Source organism: Pseudomonas fitomaticsae, from assembly GCF_021018765.1.
GTDB lineage: Bacteria > Pseudomonadota > Gammaproteobacteria > Pseudomonadales > Pseudomonadaceae > Aquipseudomonas > Aquipseudomonas fitomaticsae.
Genome location: NZ_CP075567.1, coordinates 3,529,100 through 3,547,254, shown reverse-complemented (window position 1 = coordinate 3,547,254; position 18,155 = coordinate 3,529,100). Strand labels below are relative to the sequence as shown.

The 18,155-nt window shown below is 57.8% G+C and carries 13 protein-coding genes; 4 read left to right on the top strand and 9 right to left on the bottom strand.

Annotated features, from left to right (window positions below; all coding sequences use genetic code 11):
• Positions 1–35: 35 nt before the first annotated feature.
• Positions 36–1,223, top strand: a complete 1,188-nt coding sequence (locus KJY40_RS15835; RefSeq protein ID WP_230731081.1) for a pyridoxal phosphate-dependent aminotransferase — start codon at positions 36–38, stop codon at positions 1,221–1,223.
• 6 nt (positions 1,224–1,229) lie between these two features.
• Here the strand turns inward: KJY40_RS15835 and KJY40_RS15830 are convergent, their stop codons facing one another.
• From KJY40_RS15830 to KJY40_RS15810, 5 genes are all read right to left on the bottom strand, one after another.
• The gene (locus KJY40_RS15830) at positions 1,230–2,195 is read right to left on the bottom strand and encodes a 2-hydroxyacid dehydrogenase (protein WP_230731080.1); all 966 of its coding nucleotides are present in this window, start codon (positions 2,193–2,195) and stop codon (positions 1,230–1,232) included.
• Between the two features lie 21 nt (positions 2,196–2,216).
• Positions 2,217–3,515, bottom strand: coding sequence for an MFS transporter (locus tag KJY40_RS15825; RefSeq protein ID WP_230731079.1), 1,299 nt, complete (start codon positions 3,513–3,515; stop codon positions 2,217–2,219).
• Positions 3,516–3,571: 56 nt separating this feature from the next.
• On the bottom strand, positions 3,572–4,606 hold the full coding sequence (locus tag KJY40_RS15820) for a sugar kinase (protein WP_230731077.1): 1,035 nt from the start codon (positions 4,604–4,606) through the stop codon (positions 3,572–3,574).
• Positions 4,599–5,381 carry a sugar phosphate isomerase/epimerase family protein gene (locus KJY40_RS15815; protein WP_230731076.1) on the bottom strand — a complete coding sequence of 261 codons (783 nt, stop codon included), beginning with the start codon at positions 5,379–5,381 and terminating at the stop codon, positions 4,599–4,601. The genes KJY40_RS15820 and KJY40_RS15815 overlap by 8 nt, the downstream gene beginning before the upstream one ends.
• A gap of 105 nt (positions 5,382–5,486) precedes the next feature.
• Positions 5,487–6,515, bottom strand: a complete 1,029-nt coding sequence (locus KJY40_RS15810) for a LacI family DNA-binding transcriptional regulator (RefSeq protein WP_321576972.1) — start codon at positions 6,513–6,515, stop codon at positions 5,487–5,489.
• Positions 6,516–6,719: 204 nt separating this feature from the next.
• Here KJY40_RS15810 and KJY40_RS15805 point away from each other — a divergent pair, with 204 nt between their 5' ends.
• From KJY40_RS15805 to KJY40_RS15795, 3 genes are all read left to right on the top strand, one after another.
• A complete protein-coding gene (locus tag KJY40_RS15805) occupies positions 6,720–7,568 on the top strand; it encodes a hypothetical protein (protein ID WP_230731075.1) in 849 nt (282 codons plus the stop codon).
• Between the two features lie 45 nt (positions 7,569–7,613).
• The gene (locus KJY40_RS15800) at positions 7,614–9,761 is read left to right on the top strand and encodes a hypothetical protein (RefSeq protein ID WP_230731074.1); all 2,148 of its coding nucleotides are present in this window, start codon (positions 7,614–7,616) and stop codon (positions 9,759–9,761) included.
• A gap of 216 nt (positions 9,762–9,977) precedes the next feature.
• Complete coding sequence (locus tag KJY40_RS15795) at positions 9,978–12,386, top strand: autotransporter outer membrane beta-barrel domain-containing protein (RefSeq protein ID WP_230731073.1); 2,409 nt, start codon at positions 9,978–9,980, stop codon at positions 12,384–12,386.
• Positions 12,387–12,436: 50 nt separating this feature from the next.
• Here the strand turns inward: KJY40_RS15795 and KJY40_RS15790 are convergent, their stop codons facing one another.
• From KJY40_RS15790 to KJY40_RS15775, 4 genes are all read right to left on the bottom strand, one after another.
• Complete coding sequence (locus KJY40_RS15790; protein ID WP_230731072.1) at positions 12,437–12,904, bottom strand: hypothetical protein; 468 nt, start codon at positions 12,902–12,904, stop codon at positions 12,437–12,439.
• A 225-nt stretch (positions 12,905–13,129) separates the two neighbouring features.
• Complete coding sequence (locus KJY40_RS15785) at positions 13,130–13,771, bottom strand: DUF1345 domain-containing protein (protein WP_230731071.1); 642 nt, start codon at positions 13,769–13,771, stop codon at positions 13,130–13,132.
• 79 nt (positions 13,772–13,850) lie between these two features.
• Complete coding sequence (locus KJY40_RS15780) at positions 13,851–16,949, bottom strand: efflux RND transporter permease subunit (RefSeq protein WP_230731070.1); 3,099 nt, start codon at positions 16,947–16,949, stop codon at positions 13,851–13,853.
• Between the two features lie 15 nt (positions 16,950–16,964).
• A complete protein-coding gene (locus KJY40_RS15775) occupies positions 16,965–18,122 on the bottom strand; it encodes an efflux RND transporter periplasmic adaptor subunit (protein WP_230731069.1) in 1,158 nt (385 codons plus the stop codon).
• Between the last annotated feature and the right edge of the window lie 33 nt (positions 18,123–18,155).

Here is an 18,155-nt window from a genome sequence, read left to right as displayed (position 1 = left end):
GTGAAGGCTGGAGACCGCGCAATCAGGAGACGTACATGCGCTATTCAGCCTTGACCCAACGAATCGCCGGGGAGGGAGCAGCGGCCTGGCGGATTCACGACCGAGCGCTGGAGTTACGCGCCGAAGGCATTGATGTGTTGCTGCTGTCCGTGGGTGATCCGGATTTCGATACGCCGCTGCCGATCATCCACGGCGCCATCGGCAGCCTGCTGGCCGGCGATACCCATTATTCCGAAGTGCGTGGCCGCCAAGAACTGCGCAAAAGGATCGCCGAGCGCCATCGGCGAAAATGCGGCCAGGACGTGGACGCTGACCATGTGATTGTGTTGCCGGGCGCGCAATGCGCGGTGTATTCGGTGGCGCAATGTCTGCTGGATCCTGGCGATGAAGTCATCGTCGCCGAGCCGATGTACGTGACCTACGAAGGGGTGTTTGGTGCCTGCGGCGCAACCGTGGTGCCGGTGCCGGTGCGCCCGGAAAACGGCTTTCGCGTCGATCCGGTGGATGTCGCCGCGCGAATCACCCCGAAGACTCGGGCCATGCTGCTCAACAGCCCCAACAACCCGTCCGGCGCCAGTCTGTCGCTGCTGATCTGGCAGGAACTGGCGGCGTTGTGCATCCGCCATGATTTGTGGCTGATCAGCGATGAGGTCTACAGCGAATTGTTATACGAAGGCGAGCACGTCAGCCCGGCGAGCCTGCCGGGCATGGCCGAGCGCACCGCGACCATCAATAGCCTGTCGAAGTCTCACGCGATGACCGGGTGGCGGATTGGCTGGATGATCGGGCCGAAACCGTTGGCCGAACATCTGGTGAATCTGTCGTTGAGCATGCTGTTCGGTCTGCCGGACTTTGTGCAGAAAGCGGCGCAGATCGCACTGGAGAAAGATCTGCCGGAAGTGACGCAGATGCGCGAGGAATACCGGTTGCGTCGGGATCTGGTGTGCGAGCGCTTGCGCGGTTGTCCGGGGTTGTACCCGATCAAGCCGGATGGCGGGATGTTCGTGATGGTCGATGTGCGCCAGACCGGGCTCGGGGCACAGGATTTTGCCGAGCGGCTGCTGGAGGGGTATGGGGTGTCGGTGCTGGCCGGTGAAGCGTTCGGTCCCAGTGCAGCGGGGCATATTCGCATCGGGCTGGTGGTGGATCGGGTGAAACTGGCGGATGCGTGTTCGCGGATTGCCTTGTGTGCTGCGCAGCTTCTGCAAGTGCGCAGCGCCTGATTTCGATCAGAGAGGGTTCACCAGATTGGCGGGGCTTTCTCCCGCCAGCGCCGCCAACAGATTCTCCACCGCACACCGCGCCATCGCTTCGCGGGTCTCGTGGGTCGCCGAACCCATGTGCGGTGTCGCCACCACGTTGTTCAACTGCAGCAACGGCGAGTCATGATTCAGTGGCTCGCGCTCGAACACATCCAGCCCCGCTGCGCGAATCCGGTTATGGCGCAAGGTGTCAATCAGAGCCGCCTCATCCACGACCTTGCCCCGTGAGATGTTGATGAAGATGCTCTCCGGACGCATCAACGCAAACTGTTCCGCGCCAATCAAACCTTCAGTCTGCGCGGTCAGTGGCAGCGTCAGACAGATGAAATCCGCCTGCTGCAATAAGTCCTCAAGACTGCGGTACTGCGCATCAAAACGCTCTTCGACCGCCGGTTTGCGCGACTGACTGTGATAGATCACCGGCATTCCGAACCCGAAATGCCCGCGCTGGGCCAACGCCTCGCCAATTCGCCCCATGCCGATGATACCCAGGGTCTTGCCGTGCACATCGGTGCCGAAATGCGCCGGGCCGATGCTGCGGTGCCAGTGGCCGCCGCGCACCATGTTCGCCAGTTCCACCACGCGCCGGGCTGTGGCCAGGATCAGTGCGAAACCGGTGTCGGCGGTGGTTTCGGTGAGCACGTCCGGGGTGTTGGTCAGCATGACCTTGCGCCGGGTCAGGTAGTCGATGTCGTAGTTGTCGACGCCCACCGAGACGCTGGAAATCGCTTCGAGCTGCGGCGCCAGATCAAGCAGCGTCGCGTCCAGTTTCAGGCTCGCGCCGAGCAGGCCGTGGGCGGCGGGAAGGGCGTCGCGCAGTTTCATCAGACCGTCGGCGTCGAGGCTGTCGATCAGCGTCACATCGACCTGTTCCTCAAGGCGCGCCATCAACGCCGGCGACAGTTTTTTGTACAGCACAACCTGCTTTTTCATCGCAGTCATCTCTCTATCAATTCAGGAGTGGGCCGGCAGCGGACGCGGTGCGACACGCTTGGCCGTCACCCGGTCGCTCGCGCCGGGCTTGAGAAAAAACGTCAGCACCACCGAGAGCATCAGCGCGCCGCTCATCAACAGATACGAAGCGCCGGGCGAACCGGTGGAGCTGTTGAGGTAACCGACCAGATAGGAGCCGCCAAAAGAACCGAGGGCGCCCATGCTGTTGATCAGCGCCATGGCGCCACCGGCAACGTTGGCCGGCAGGATCTCCGGAACGATGGCGAAGAACGGCCCGTACGGCGCGTACATGCAGGCGCCGGCGATCACCAGCAGCGTGTACGACCACCAGAAATGCTCGGCGCCCAACGCGTAGGAGCCGTAGAACGCCACCGAGGCAATCAGTAGCGGCGGCCAGACGAAGCGTTTGCGCTTTTGCAGTTTGTCCGAGCCCCACGACACCAGCAGCATGCCGATCACTGCCGCGAGATAAGGCAACGCCGACAGCCAGCCGGCCTCGATCATGTCCATCTGCGCACCGGCCTTGAGGATCGACGGCAGCCACAGCACGAAGCCGTAGACGCCGATGCTCCAGCAGAAAAACTGCAGCGCCAGGATGATCACCTTCGGCGAACGGAAGGCTTCGGCGTAGTTCTTCACCGCTTTGATCCCGACCTGTTCGGCGGCGAGCGCGCTTTCCAGATCGTGCTTTTCCCGGTCGCTGAGCCACTTGGCCTGTGCGGGACGATCATCCGCAAGCTTCCACCAGATAAAGGCCCAGAGCACCGCCGGCAGACCTTCGATGATGAACATCCAGCGCCAGCTGAAATGCTGCACCAGATACCCCGAAACCACCGACATCCACAGCATCGTTACCGGGTTGCCGAGGATCAGGAAGGTGTTGGCCCGGGAGCGTTCGGCGCGGGTGAACCAGTGGCACAGGTACACTAGCATCGCCGGCATCACCGCCGCTTCGACCACACCGAGCATGAAGCGGATGACGATCAGCCAATAGGCGTTGGAGACCACACCGGTCAGCGTGGCGAGCCCGCCCCAGAGGATCAGGCTGACGAAGATCAACTTCTTGACGCTGTGCTTCTGCGCGTAGATCGCTCCGGGCACCTGGAAGAAAAAGTAACCGAGGAAGAACAGCGCGCCGAGCAGCGAGGACAGGCCCGGCGTGATCATCAGGTCTTCAGCCATTCCGGAAGCGGCGGCGAATCCGTAGTTGGCGCGATCCAGATACGCCAGGCTGTAGGTGATGAACACGATCGGCATGATGTACCACCAGCGGCGGGTGGCGAGGGTTGCGGTTTTCATGGTCTTGCTCCTGAGCTTGTTGTTTTTGTCGCAGCAGGGTTCAGATTTTGTAGTGACTATGCGGGCCCATTCGCGAGCAAGCCCGCTCCCAAATTTGGAACGCATTCCAGTGTGGGAGCGGCGGTGCGACGATTCGACTTGCTCGCGAAGGCGGCCTCGAATTCAGTGGTGAGTTCGGATCGGGTCGGCAGTCCCTCCATGTCGCCACGGCTCTGCACCGCCCGGCTGCCGATCCAGTTGGCGCGTCTGACGGCTTCGGGAAAGCTCAGGTGCTCCAGCAGGGCGCTGATCATCCCCACCGCAAAACCATCGCCGGCCCCGACCGTATCGACCACCGTTTCAACCGGCACCCCGGCGACAAACCCCTGATCCAGATGCGTGCGGTAGTACGCACCTTGCGGCCCGAGCTTGATCGCCACGGCCTCGGCACCCTGATCGAGATAAAACGCCGCGATGTCTGCCGGGTCTTCAAACCCGGTCAGCAAGCGACCTTCGCTCAACCCCGGCAACACCCAGTGGGCGAGGGCGGCGAGGCGATTGATCTCGTGGATCATCTCCCGCTTACTGGCCCACAGACTCGGGCGCAGGTTCGGGTCGAACGAAACGCTGTGGCCGGCATTGCGCATGCGGGTCATCAGTTCATGGGACATTTCCCGGGCCGAGGCCGAGAGCGCCGGCGGAATACCGGTGGCGTGCAGATGTCGGGCGCTCAACAGCGTCGGGGTGATCGACTGCGGCGACAGATGACTGGCCGCCGAGCCGCGACGGAAGTACTCGACCGTCGGATCGCTGCCGTCATCGTTGCGGGATTTGAGCTGGAAACCGGTCGGGTGCGCGTTGTCGACTTCGACATGGCTGCAATCCAGTCCTTCGCGAACCAGAGTCTCGACGACAAATCGTCCCAGCGAATCGGCACCGACCCGACTCAGCCACGCAACGTTGAAACCCAACCGGGACAAACCGATGGCCACATTGCTGTCCGCCCCGGCAATCCGCCTGTGGAACTGGTCTACGAATGCCAGATCACCGCATTGTTCGGCGACAAACATCGCCATGGTTTCGCCGAACGACAGAATATCGATCTCAGACATGAGCAGGCTCCAGGCGGGATTGGCCGAGGCGGGCGAGGGCGGCGACGTGTTCGGTGGTGAGTTGCACCAGGTCATCGCCCTGCAACGGGTATTCGGCGGCGCGCATGACCCCTTGGGCCATGTGCCGCAGCAGTTGTTCCCACAGATGCAGGTCGGTGGCGGCCGGTGGCACCGCTACCAGTTTGCCGTCGGCGCGGCGGGCCACGGCTTTGCAATGCACGTAACCGACGTGGCGGCCCAGCAGGCGTGCGGCGCTGGTGGCGGACTGGTCTTGCCACTGCCAGTTGCCAATATCGAAAGTCATCTTGATTGGCAGATTGTGTTGCTCGACGGCGGCGAAGAAGCGCTGGAGCGGTTCGATGCGACCACCGTGCAGGGTCTGATCGTTTTCTACCAGCAGTTGCACCGGGCTTTGCGCAAGGATTTGCGCCAGTGGTTGCAGATCGTTGTTGTCGGTGAAGAAACCCAGGGAAACCTTCAGCCACTTCGAGCCGAACGCATCGGCGTTTTGCAACGCGGTGATGAGTTCGGGATTGGGCCGCGACTGGCCGGCAAACCACAGTTCGATGGGCGAGGAGTAGATGCTTTGCAGGCCTTGAGCTTGCGTGGCGGCGGCGAGTTGCCCGGGGACTTCGTTGGTCAGCAGTTCTTCGCGCCATTCGATGCGATTGGCGCCGGCAGTGGCCAGCACCTCGATGAACGAACCTTGGCCGCGACGGCGAACAAGGTCGGCGCCGTAGCTGGAGAGGCTGATGGAAATGGCAGGTTTATTCATTGTTAGCTACCTCTGAAACCGGTTTCATTTTTGTTCAAAAAAAATCAGTAAGTTGTGCAGTGCGCTCTCGGGCCTCTTCGCGGGCTTGCCCGCGAAGAGGCCGTATCAGTCACCACAAAACCCACGGGTCGAACCGCGCTCAATAAGCACCGGCGCAAAATCCAGTGTCCGCGCCGCCTCATCATCCCCACGCAACCGCTTGAGCAAACACTCAAACGCCCGCGCACCAATCTCCTCTGTAGGCTGGGCGAGTGCAGTAATCCCGCTGCCCACCAACGGATACCAATCCAGATCATCCAGTGCGATCAGCCCAACATCCTCGAACAATCGGCAGCCAATCTCGCGCAACGCCAGGGTGCAAGCCAGCGCCGCCACGCCATTGGCGCAGAACAGGGCTTTGGGGCCCGAATCAGGTGTGTTCAAAAAGGTTTGAAGATCGTTCGCAAGGCCTGGGCCGGTTTCCAGCACCGCGCCATTCATGACTTTGCGTTGGCCAATCTGTTGCTGAAAACTGCTGACCCGCTCGATCCGCGAACTGGTGCCGTCGTAGGGCTCAGTCACCAGCAGTACATCGCGAAAGCCGCGTTGCTGAAGATGTTCCAGCGCCATTTCGATGGCCTGCGGGTTGTCCAGCCCGACCATGTCGCTGTCCAGCCCCTCGACCTTGCGATCTACCAGCACGAGCGGCATTTCCCGCTTCAACTCGTCCAGTTCATCCCGGTGATGGCCCAGGGTGTTCACGATCAGTCCTTCGATGTTGTACGAGCGCAGCAGTGCCAGGTGTTGGCGTTCCTGCTCGTCATCGCGGTCGGTGTTACACACCACCAGGCTGTAGCCGTGCCGGCGGCAGGCGGTTTCCACCCCGTGCATCACGGCAATCGAATAAGGGTTGCGGATATCGGCCACCAGCATGCCGATCAGGCGGGTGCGACCGCGTTTCAAACCACGGGCCATTTGATTGGGGCGGTAGCCGAGTTCGGCAATGGACTGCTCGATGCGCTGGGCAATGGCATCGGAGAGCAGGGCGCGGTCATCGCCGATGAAACGCGAGACGCTGGCCTTGGACACGCCGGCGTGTTCGGCGACGTTGAGCATGGTGACGCGGCTGCGCTGGGCGGCGGAGAAATCGTTCACGGTTGAGTCTTCTTATTGTCTGAAACCGGTTTCAGGAAACAGTATTATGAGCACTCCCGTCAAGCTGAAAAACTTCTGGACAATGAGTAAATCCGACCGGCGGTAGCGATACCTGTCAGATCTGACAGTGGGCGATATTCTCGAATGAGCGCTTAATAAACTCCATCTCGTTAAGTTGTATTCACGTTGTAGAGGCGCGCATCAATGTCCAAAAAAAAATCACCGGGTGATGGAAAAACTGTCGTCAGTCTTGTCTCAGCGGACCCCATCTCCACACTGGACTATGCACCTCCCGGTGTCGTGGAAGTTGATGCGAACTGGGTCATCCTCGATATTGCCCATCAAAATGGATTGACTGTAATTGTTCCACGTTGGGATTCACCTTCCCCTGACGGATTGCCGAATGAACTGTATCTGTATTTGAATGGCACGGAGGTTTTTCACGCTACTTATATCAGCCCTCTGACACAGCCAGAGTTTCGTCCGGTCATTGATCCGAAGTACTTCTCGATCGATGGAGCGTATCGACTAACGTATGAAACTGTTACCACCGGTAATCACGCTTATTCCGATCCCCGGGATCTTACTGTCAGGCGTTTGCCCGTGGTCTTGCTGCCTGAACCCTTATTTACGGCTGCGAATTTATGGGGGTATTTGAACTGTTTGACAATCCCACCTATTTGGGAACTCGTGATTGTGCGGATTCCGTTGCCCACAAAAATATCCTGGGAGGTAGATGATGAGCTGCATCTTTTGTGGACAGGATATAAAACACTGAATGGATCCGGTACTGCGCTTTTTTCGCATACGGTGATTAGAAAACTGACAGCGCAGGATGTGATTGGCGATTATGAGTTTCGAATAACTGATTTCAAGAATTTTATAGAGCCGTTGGAAGATGGCGCCTCAGTCCTCGCGGTATATTCGATTTATCATAAAGGATCACTTATTGCCAAGTCCGTTCCGGGGCTCGTGAAAGTTGATCGTGTTATCCCCGGGGAAAGTTATTTCTGTGGATCTGAACCATGGCGTGTTTTGAATGTTGATAGATGAAATGTGTTGGTGCGGGTATCACTACTAGACGAAAGGAACTGTCACATGACAATCGATATGAAATTGAATGCGGTTCAACAGGCTGCCGAAAACTCTCGCGTAGCACTCAGGCAAAAAAGGCTGAGTGCAGGCGGAGTACAGGCGGATTCACCGAAACCCGTGATCGTCGGTGTGCCGGATGGAGACACGGTTCCGGTCACGTTGTTAAAAAGTACTGCGGCGCAAACAGGAACCACGACAGCCGCTCGCCAGCCGGACCTACCTGTAACATTGAGGGTTTCCGGCTGGGAGTTTCCGAATGACCGGGATATGGTGGTGATCGAGGGCTATGCTTTCAAGTACGGTGTGGATGATCCCGACAAGCCGGAGGAATGGGCATGGGAAGTCTTCCATACTGAACCGGCGCCTCCGGTTGCAAACCGCCCGCGCGAGTGGAACGTCACGATACCTGCGGGCAAATTGACGGACCTTCCAGCTCCGGGATCAGATTCGCCCACACACTGGAAAATCCAGAGCTCCGGATCCTTGGATGGCAACCCGCAATACTCTGAGATCGCGGATTATTACGTCGATATTTATGCTCCTTTTCACAACAAGGGCGATGTACGACTCGCCCCTCCAACCCGTATCGACTTTCCGTTACCCCCCACCGCCAAAATTGATAGCGCTTATCTGGGAACCATCGCAACCACCGGGATGGAATTCACGCTCCCGGTCACTGACGCCAAGTGGGACTACAAGCCGACGGATAAGGCCTTTATTTATCTGAGTCCGAACTTGCGGCCGTCACGCCAGCTTCAGCCCACGTTGATTGTTGACCCGGTGCCTGCGGACGGAAAAGTCTCAATACCCGCATCAGATATCGGCAAACTGCAAAACGGAACCTGTTGGCTGATCATGGCCTATGAGGATAAGCCCGGTAACCGCAGCCTCGATATGCTTGCCAACAGCCGAATCGTCGAGTTTGTGCCCCTGCCTGAGCCTGCGGCTCCTGTGGTTGATGCCGCTAGCCAGGCCGGAGATATCACGATCGATATCAAGGATGCCGAGGATGCCGAGCCAGACGGTATCATCGTCAGGGTCGCTCGACCGCTCAATACTCAAGATACGGATCAGGCTACGGTCTTCGTAGCAGGCTATGAAACCCTTGAACTTGTTCCGCCGGTGGACGCGTTTGGAACCAACAATGAGTTGGTGTTCAGAATGAGGTACGCAGATCTTAAGGTGATCTATGCCACTGAAACGGGGGGAGACCCGGATGCCCGGGAAATTCCTCTGATTTTCAAATGGAGCTGGATACGAGGTGTCCAGACCAAAGACTCCCCGCCGGCTACGCCGGATCTGGATTTGTCCTATCCAGGTGAGAACCCGGAAGAACCCAGCTTGATCAACCGCAATTTCGCCAAGGTACAACTGCGTGGTGTCGACAATCAGCTCAATATCCTTGGGCCAGATGACCTGGTTACAAATCCGAAGGTCCTCATCCCCATGCCGACCGGCAGCGCCGCATTACCTCCCAACGTTGTTTGTACCTGGTATTACAACGGGAAGCCGATCGCCGAATTTTCGCCTGATGGATTGACTCAATACGAAGGTGAGCTGCCGGCTTCAGAGGTCGTCAGCGGTGGTGCGGGGGACAAGCTTACATACTGGCAATGTTCGTATATCGGTGGCATCAACCTGCAACGCTCACTCGATGAAACGGTGATCGTGACAACGGTCAAAAAAGAGGTACCAGATCCTGCAATTGATAGGTTGTATATCACCACAACGATCAACTGCCCGACCGTTGGATTTGTCAGGGGAAACAAGCCTGAATTCCCTTCTCTCACATTCAAGACAGCAGCAGACCCGGTTCTGGCAGGCTTGAAGAGCATCACTGCGCATTGGGTCGGGACAAATAATGCTGACGGGACGGGGCCGATCGCCGGTACGGACCAGGATGTTGTTATTCCAGTGACGGGTAATGAAGCCACGACGGGGATCGTTGGGTCGATTGCGGAGTATCTGACTAAAATCGTACCTATCCAGACACGGCCGGATCCTTTCCCTGCGCCCCCTCCACCCGTTACTTATGCATCGCTCAAGTATTCGGTGGAATGGACAGACGGTACAAAAACCACTTCGAACGCCACCGTGAAAATGGTTTCACTGGTGAACGGCAATCGTGAGTTTTGTCACGAGGTTAGATAACGCATACGGAGTTCCATGAATGGCAAGGAGGCATGAAAGTGCCTCCTTGCATTATCTGTCACCGGATAGATCCGGATTTTCCCTCCATGAGTTGAGGATTAATCCTACATAAACGTAGGCAGCTGGTCTGTAGTCTTGCGTGCGCTTTCGGGTCGGACTGCTCTGATGAGTGAGTCATCCTGGTCAACAATATGATACCTCCGAGTGGTTATTTATATGGCTTCGCACATTGGTTCGACAGACGTACCAGTTTTTCACAAAGATAAGTTGTGCCTTGTTGCACTTTCCCTCGTGATTACATCTTTTGCCGAGGCTCGACCCATTATTGTTGACGAGGCTATCAGCAACGGAGCGCCTGTGGAGGATTTCATTGTTGGTCAAGGTGCGACGTTAACGGTTAATGACGCTACCACTCTTAACATTTCTACGAATGCGGCACAGTTGCTGGTCAATACTGGCACGTTGCAGGATATCAGAGCTAATAACGGTTCCACTGTCACGCTTGACAAAGCGACCGTCATTGCTCGAGCAAATCAGCCAGGGGTCACAATCACCAACTCGACGGCAACGATCAACAACAGCACGATCACAAGTGATGGTGCTGGGCTACAAGTTGCTCGCGTGCCCAATTCTCCACTTACGACGGTGGTCTCATTGACCGGTACTACTGTAACCGGCGGGACAGCCGGGGCTGTGGTCAGCGCACAAACTACACTCAATATGAGCAACTCAGACCTGGTGTCTCAGAGCTCTACGGGCTACGGACTGCGTCTCGCGAGTGGAGATGTCTTTGCTAAAGGGGGGCGATTAGAAGGCGGGCTTAACGGCATACTTCTGAGTGGCGATAACTTTATCAGTCGGGCCAATACACTTGTACTGGATGGCACTAAGGTAATAGGGGGAAGTGGCGCGGCTATCTCCGTGGACCCCAGCGGACGCCCAATTGCGACCAATATCCATATACTCAATGGCGCCAGTTTGACCGGCGGCAATGGTAATCTTCTGGAAGTGGGTAACGGGGGAACGGTAAATCTTACTGCTGACAATGCCGTACTGAAAGGCGATGTGGTCGTGGCACGCGGAGCAACCACCAATATTTCTTTGCAAAACGCCAGTGCGTTGACCGGCGATCTGAATAACGTAGCAGTGATCAGCTTGAATAATCAAAGCTCTCTCAAAGGGAATGTGGTCGGTGGTGTGGCAGGCGGTTCCTCAGTGCTGATTGATAATGGCTCTGCAATAGACGGGAATATTGTTGATTCTTCGCGCGTAGATATCAGCAACGGCTCCCGGTGGACCATGGCAGGTAATAACCAGCTCAATATTTTGCACCTCAATGGCGGTAATGTTGTTCTGGGTAGTGGTGGCGATTTCAAAAAGCTGGATATTGTCAACCTGTCTGGTAATGGTCTGTTTGATATAAGAGCAGATTTTGCTGCTGACAAGAGCGACTTCTTCAATGTGACCGGTACGGCGACAGGTAATCATCAACTGCGGGTTGCCGCGAGCGGAACTGAATTTGCAACAGGCAACACGGTAAAAGTCGGTAGCGTTAACACGGGAGACGCCGCATTCAGCCTGTATAACGGGCGACCGGTAGATGCAGGCACTTTCACCTACAAACTATTGAGCGAAAATGGCGGGGTGTACCTGGCGCCAGACAAGGAAGTCGTCAGTACCGGTACCAATGCAGCTCTGGCGATTGCTGGCACCGCGCCGACTATCCTGTACTCGGAAATGACCACGTTGAATAGTCGTCTTGGTGACCGACGGTTGAGTGGTAGCGAGCCCAATATCTTGACGCGGGCCACTGGCGAATCCCCCTCCGGTGTATGGATCCGCAGCTATGCGAACCAGTACAACGTGGCTAACGCCTATGGTGACGGTTTCTCACAAAAACAGCGTGGGATATCAGTGGGGGGCGACACGCCATTTCCGTTTGGTGATGGGCAATGGCTTATTGGTGGATTCGGCGGCTACAGCAAGACTGATATGGATCTGAAGTGGGGGAGCACTGCTGCAATCGAGAGTTACTACGCGGGTGGTTCTCTGACTTGGTACGATGCTCGAAGTGGTTATTATGTCGACACGGTGAGCAAGATCAACCAGTTTGACAACAGTGCCAAAATCACCATGAGCGATGGAACTCGCACCAAAGGACACTATAAAAATCTTGCTGTGAGCGGCTCTGTTGAAGTGGGTAAATATGTTGCGTTTGATAACGGAATTTTTATTGAACCTTTTACCCAGATTACCGCTGCCGTTGCGCAGGGCAAGGACTACACGCTTGATAATGGCATGCGAGTGAGCAATGATCACGCACGCTCATTCGTAGGCAAGGTAGGGACATCGGTCGGTAGTCAAATTCGCCTGGATCGCGGCGGAGAACTGCAGCCTCGGCTAAAGGTAGCTTTGGCGCATGAGTTTATAAAAAATAACGAAGTCAGTGTAAATGGAACCGACTTTGCTAATGATCTTTCGTCCACAAACGTGGAGTTGGGCGCAGGCATCAACTGGGTGCCAGCGCGGAAAAGCTGGCAGGTATACTCCGAAGTCAGTTCCAGCAAAGGGAAGACGGTCAGCCAGGAATGGGGCGCGAGTGTAGGGTTGAGTTACAGTTTCTAGAATAAAAAAAGGAAGCGATTGCTTCCTTTTTTGTTTTTCAATGAAACGGGTCAAATGACAGAAGTGCTATAAGTCAGATCCCCGGAGATCATGAATGACTGTCCATCCGTATCACTGACTATGATGTCCATCTTGCCTGATAGGTTGCTCAATTCATCTCCTTTGTAGCCGAGTGTCAATATCACCGTGCCTTTCGTCGCTGTATGAATATACGGCTCTGGGTCAGAGGTGTCGGTATAGTCGATGTGCAGACCCTTCGGGTCGTCCGGAATAAAAAACTCGCCCGAGCTTGATTCTTCTGGAAGGGCAAGGGTAATGGTTTTTTTGTCAACTCGATTCTCATCTACTTTTACGGTGTATTCGGCAGAAAACACCCAATAGCGCCCGCCCAGGTCCGGTAGATCTTTAAGCTCAAGAGTGAAAAATTTCGCGTTGAAATCTTCCGTGTCTCCATTGCGAAGTACTTTTGCGGTGAATGAGTTGACGCTTCTGATTTGTGGATTTACTAGCGCATTCATGAATGTTTCTCCAGAGTTAAGGGGGAACTAATCCATAAGCCGGATCCAGCCTAAAGCATGGATGGACTATATAAGCGCGAGTACTTGATTTTGTATACTGTCAGAGTTGACAGGTAGGCAGGTGGAAGAAAGTATGGATTGGTTCTTATACATTTCCGCTATATCAAAAAAACAAACATCGTGACAGATTGGATGTGCGCCATCGATTTTGGAAAGAAACTTTCATTAGCCGAACAAACCAGCAGCAATATTAATTGAGAACCCCAGAATCGCCGTATTGAACACAAACCCGATCAACGACTGCGCCAGCACGATTTTGCGTATCTCACGGGTTCCAACACCGACATCTGCCGTCTGCACAGCCACGCCGATGGTGAACGAGAAGTACAGAAAGTCCCAGTAGTTGGGTGTCGTCAGGCCTTCGGCAAAGCGCAGCGCAGGCTCCTTGCCGTCCCAGGTGTAAAACAGCCGGGCATAGTGCACGCAGAAAATCACCCCGATCAGCAGCCACGAACCGATGACCGTCAGTGCGGTAAACCCGTAATGCAGGAGTTTGCGGGTGGTTTCCAGATCCTTGCTGCCGGCCAGCTCGACGGTAATGGTGGCGAGGCTGGCCAAGGCGGCAATGCAGACGACAAACAGCACCAGCCCGGCATTTTCATCCTCGACTTCGGCAATGCGTTTGACGTCCGGCGCTTTGGCGCGGATGGTCAGCCAAAGCATGAGGATCAGATACGTCCAGACCCCGGCGTTCCAGCCGATGAGGATTTTGCTGATGACAGATTCCGCCGGGGCCAGGAGGCCTGCGGCAAGGCCGAGCAACGCGGCAGCGGAAAGGCGAGGGTGCGTGCGGGCGAGGAAGCGCATGGGGACTCGATGGGCCAGGGTGGTTCAGACACCTTAGCCCAGCGCGGCGACCTCTGGCCACCGCACCGGGAGCGCTCGATCAATCAGGCTTGGTGAACCTGCGCACAAGCTTGATCACGACAACGAAGAACACCGGTACAAAGATCACCGCCAATGTGGCTGTAATCATCCCGCCAATCACCCCTGTGCCAATCGCCTGCTGACTCGCCGAACTCGCGCCCGTGGCAATCGCCAACGGCACCACGCCGAGAATGAACGCCAGCGACGTCATGACAATCGGCCGCAACCGCAGACGCGCGGCTTGCAGCGTGGCATCAATCAGATCGTGACCTTCGTCATACAGGCTCTTGGCGAACTCGATGATCAGGATCGCGTTCTTCGCCGACAGGCCGATGATGGTGATCAGGCCGACCTTGAAGAACACATCGTTGGGCATCCCGCGCAACGTCACCGCCAGCACTGCGCCAAGCACACCGAGCGGCACCACCAGCAGCACGGACGTCGGAATCGACCAGCTCTCGTACAACGCCGCCAGGCACAGGAACACGATCAGCAACGACAACCCGAGCAAAATCGGCGCCTGACTGCCGGACAAACGCTCCTGCAGCGACAGACCGGTCCATTCCTGACCCATGCCTTTCGGCCCTTGCGCTACCAGCCTTTCGATTTCCGCCATGGCTTCGCCGGTGCTGTGGCCGGGTTTCGGTTCGCCGGAAATCGAGATCGCCGGGTAGCCGTTGTAGCGGGTCAGTTGCGCCGGGCCCTGGGTCCAAGTGGCTCGGACAAATGCCGACAGCGGCACCATTTTTCCGGCGTCGTTGCGCACGTGCATTTTCAGCAGATCATCGACCTGACTACGGCGGTCGCCTTCGGCCTGCACCACCACCCGTTGCATCCGCCCTTGGTTGGGGAAGTCGTTGACGTACGAAGAGCCGATGGCAGTGGACAGCACGTTGCCGACGTCGGCGAAGGAAATGCCCAGCGCGTTGGCCTGCTTGCGGTCCACTTCCAGCTGCACTTGCGGTGCTTCGGCCAGGGCGCTTTCACGCACGTTCATCAGGATCGGGCTTTTCTCGGCGGCCTCCAGCAGTTGGGTGCGTGCCTCCATCAAGGTCGCATGGCCGAGGCCGCCACGATCCTGCAGGCGAAACTCGAAGCCGCTGGAGGTGCCGAGGCCGTCAACCGGTGGCGGCAGTACCGAGAATGCCATGGCGTCCTTGATCTGGCTCAGGGCGATGTTGGCGCGCTCGGCAATGGAGCTGGCCGAGTCGTCGCTGCCGCGATGCGACCAGTCCTTGAGCGTGGTGAACGCCAGCGCAGCGTTCTGTCCGCTACCGGAGAAGCTGAAGCCGAGAATAACAGTGCTGTCGCCCACGCCCGGCTCGCCGGCGTTGTGCGCTTCGATCTGCTCGACCACCTGCACCGTGCGGTTCTTGCTCGCACCGGGTGGCAGTTGAATGTCAGTGATGGTGTAACCCTGATCCTCGACCGGCAGGAACGAGGAGGGCAGACGCGCGAAGCACAGGCCCAGACCGACCAGCAGCACAACGTAGATCAGCAGATAACGACCGGTACGTTTCAGTGCGTAACCGACCCAGCCCCGATAACGATCGGTCAGTTGCTCGAAGCGGCGGTTGAACCAGCCGAAGAACCCGGTCTTCTCGTGATGCTCACCCTTCGCAATCGGCTTGAGCAGCGTTGCGCACAGTGCCGGGGTCAAGGTCAGGGCGAGGAAGGCCGAGAACAGGATCGAGGTGGCCATCGACAGCGAGAACTGTCGGTAAATCACACCCACCGAACCCTGCATGAACGCCATTGGAATGAACACCGCCACCAGCACCAGCGTGATGCCGATGATCGCGCCGGTAATCTGCCGCATCGCCTTGCGCGTTGCTTCTTTCGGCGACAGGCCTTCGGTGGCCATGATCCGCTCGACGTTCTCCACCACCACGATGGCGTCGTCCACCAGAATGCCGATGGCCAGCACCATGCCGAACATGGTCAGTACGTTGATCGAGAAGCCCAGCGCGAGCATGGTCGCGAAGGTGCCCATCAACGCCACCGGCACCACCAGTGTCGGGATCAGCGTATAGCGGATGTTCTGCAGGAACAGGAACATCACCGCAAACACCAGCAGCATCGCCTCGCCGAGGGTGTAGACCACTTTGGTGATCGAGACCTTCACGAATGGCGAAGTGTCGTAGGGGATCTTGTATTCCACGCCGGTCGGGAAATAGCGCGACAGTTCGTCCATCTTCGCCCGGATCAGCGTTGCGGTGCTGAGGGCGTTGGCGCCCGGCGACAGTTGCACGCCGACGGCGGTGGACGGCTTGCCGTTCAGGCGCGTACCGAACTGGTATTCCTGACTGCCGATCTCGACCCGCGCCACATCCTTGATACGCACGGTGGAGCCGTCGGGGTTGGCCTTGAGCACGATGTCGGCGAACTCTTCAGGCGTCGACAGCTGCCCCTTGACCAGAATCGTCGCGGTGATTTCCTGAGTGCTCGGGTTCGGCAGATCGCCGATGCTGCCCGCCGAGACCTGGGCGTTCTGCGCGACGATAGCGGCGTTGACATCAGCCGGCGTCAGGTTGAAACCGATCAGCTTCTGCGGATCGACCCAGATCCGCATCGCCCGCTCGGCGCCATAAAGCTGGGCCTTGCCGACGCCGTCGATACGCTTGATCTCGTTCATCACGTTGCGCGCCAGATAATCGCTGAGCGCCACGTCATCGAGCTTGCCGTCGCTGGAAGTCAGGGTGATCAGCAACAGGAAACCGGCGGAGACTTTCTCCACCTGCAAACCTTGCTGATTGACCGCTTGCGGCAGGCGCGACTCGACCACCTTGAGGCGGTTTTGCACATCGACCTGCGCCAGTTCCGGGTTGGTGCCCGGCTGGAACGTCGCCTTAATCGTGGCGCTGCCGAGGCTGCTCTGGGATTCGAAATACAGCAGGTGATCGGCGCCGTTGAGCTCTTCCTCGATCAGGCTGACCACGCTCTCGTCAACGGTTTGCGCCGAGGCGCCCGGGTACACGGCATAGATTTCGATCTGCGGCGGCGCGACGTCGGGGTATTGCGCCACCGGCAATTGCGGGATGGCCAGCGCACCGGCCAACAGGATGAACAACGCGACGACCCAGGCGAACACCGGGCGGTCGATAAAGAACTGCGGCATAGAAGAGCGTCCTGCTTACTGACCAGAGGTCTGGGCAAGTGGAAGAGGGGTGTCGTCGATCTGCACCACTTCGCCCGGACGGGCGTGTTGCAGGCCTTCGATGACAATGCGGTCGCCGGGCTTGAGGCCGCCGGTGACGATCCAGCGGTCGTTCTGCACCGCGCCCAGTTGCACCGGCTGCTGGGCGACGCGCATCTGATCGTCGACCGTCAGCACTTGCGCAACACCGGCGCTGTCACGCTGCACGGCGCGTTGCGGCACGGTCAGGCCATGCTGGATCACGCCTTGCTCAAGGCGTACACGAACGTAGCTGCCGGGCAGCAGATCGAGATCCGGGTTGGGAAACTCGCTGCGCAAAATAATCTGACCGGTGCCCGGATCGACCGTGATGTCGCTGAACAGCAATTTGCCAGGTAACGGATAAAGGCTGCCATCGTCCTGGATCAGCGTGGCCTTGACCTGATCCTGACCGACCTGCTGCAACTGCCCGGAACGGAAGGCCCGGCGCAGTTCGTTGAGTTCACGGGTCGACTGGGTCAGGTCGGCGTGGATCGGGTTCAGTTGCTGGATCAGCGCCATGGGCGTGGTTTCGTTCTGGCCGACCAGCGCACCTTCGGTCACCAGAGCGCGCCCGACGCGCCCGGAAATCGGCGCGGTGACGGTGGCATAGCCCAGATTCAGTTTTGCTCGCTCGACGGCTGCCTTGTTGGCGGCGACGTCGGCGGCGGTCTGCCGGGCGTTGGCGCGGGCGTTGTCGTAGTCCTGAGCGCTGATGGCCTTGTCGTCGATCAACTGGGCGTAGCGCTGTTCCTGCAGTTTTGCCTGGAACGCATTGGCCTCGGCCTTGCGCAGGGCTGCTTCGGCGCTATCGAGGTCCGCCTTGAACGGTGCCGGGTCGATGCGAAACAGTACGTCGCCCTTTTTCACGTCGCTGCCTTCGCGGAAGGTGCGTTGCAGCACGACGCCGGCGACCCGGGCGCGGACTTCGGCGATACGCGGCGCGGCAATCCGCCCGCTCAATTCGCTGCTGATCGACAGGGGGCGTGCCTCAAGGGTTTCGACCCGCACGGTGGCCGGCGGTGCCTGTTCCTCAGTGCTCGAGGATTTATCACAGGCACTCAGCGTCAGCGCCAATGCCATCAGGCCGAGCCCGGCCAGCAGATTCTTCGACATGTACAACCCCCAATATTGATCTGCGCATCCTAC

Coding starts and splice junctions, on each gene's coding strand:
- KJY40_RS15835 (WP_230731081.1), top strand. CDS start 36: ATGCGCTATTCAGCCTTGACCCAACGAATCGCCGGGGAGGGAGCAGCG.
- KJY40_RS15780 (WP_230731070.1), bottom strand. CDS start 16,949: ATGCCGCAGTTCTTTATCGACCGCCCGGTGTTCGCCTGGGTCGTCGCG.
- KJY40_RS15805 (WP_230731075.1), top strand. CDS start 6,720: ATGTCCAAAAAAAAATCACCGGGTGATGGAAAAACTGTCGTCAGTCTT.
- KJY40_RS15790 (WP_230731072.1), bottom strand. CDS start 12,904: ATGAATGCGCTAGTAAATCCACAAATCAGAAGCGTCAACTCATTCACC.
- KJY40_RS15825 (WP_230731079.1), bottom strand. CDS start 3,515: ATGAAAACCGCAACCCTCGCCACCCGCCGCTGGTGGTACATCATGCCG.
- KJY40_RS15820 (WP_230731077.1), bottom strand. CDS start 4,606: ATGTCTGAGATCGATATTCTGTCGTTCGGCGAAACCATGGCGATGTTT.
- KJY40_RS15830 (WP_230731080.1), bottom strand. CDS start 2,195: ATGAAAAAGCAGGTTGTGCTGTACAAAAAACTGTCGCCGGCGTTGATG.
- KJY40_RS15800 (WP_230731074.1), top strand. CDS start 7,614: ATGACAATCGATATGAAATTGAATGCGGTTCAACAGGCTGCCGAAAAC.
- KJY40_RS15795 (WP_230731073.1), top strand. CDS start 9,978: ATGGCTTCGCACATTGGTTCGACAGACGTACCAGTTTTTCACAAAGAT.
- KJY40_RS15775 (WP_230731069.1), bottom strand. CDS start 18,122: ATGTCGAAGAATCTGCTGGCCGGGCTCGGCCTGATGGCATTGGCGCTG.
- KJY40_RS15785 (WP_230731071.1), bottom strand. CDS start 13,771: ATGCGCTTCCTCGCCCGCACGCACCCTCGCCTTTCCGCTGCCGCGTTG.
- KJY40_RS15815 (WP_230731076.1), bottom strand. CDS start 5,381: ATGAATAAACCTGCCATTTCCATCAGCCTCTCCAGCTACGGCGCCGAC.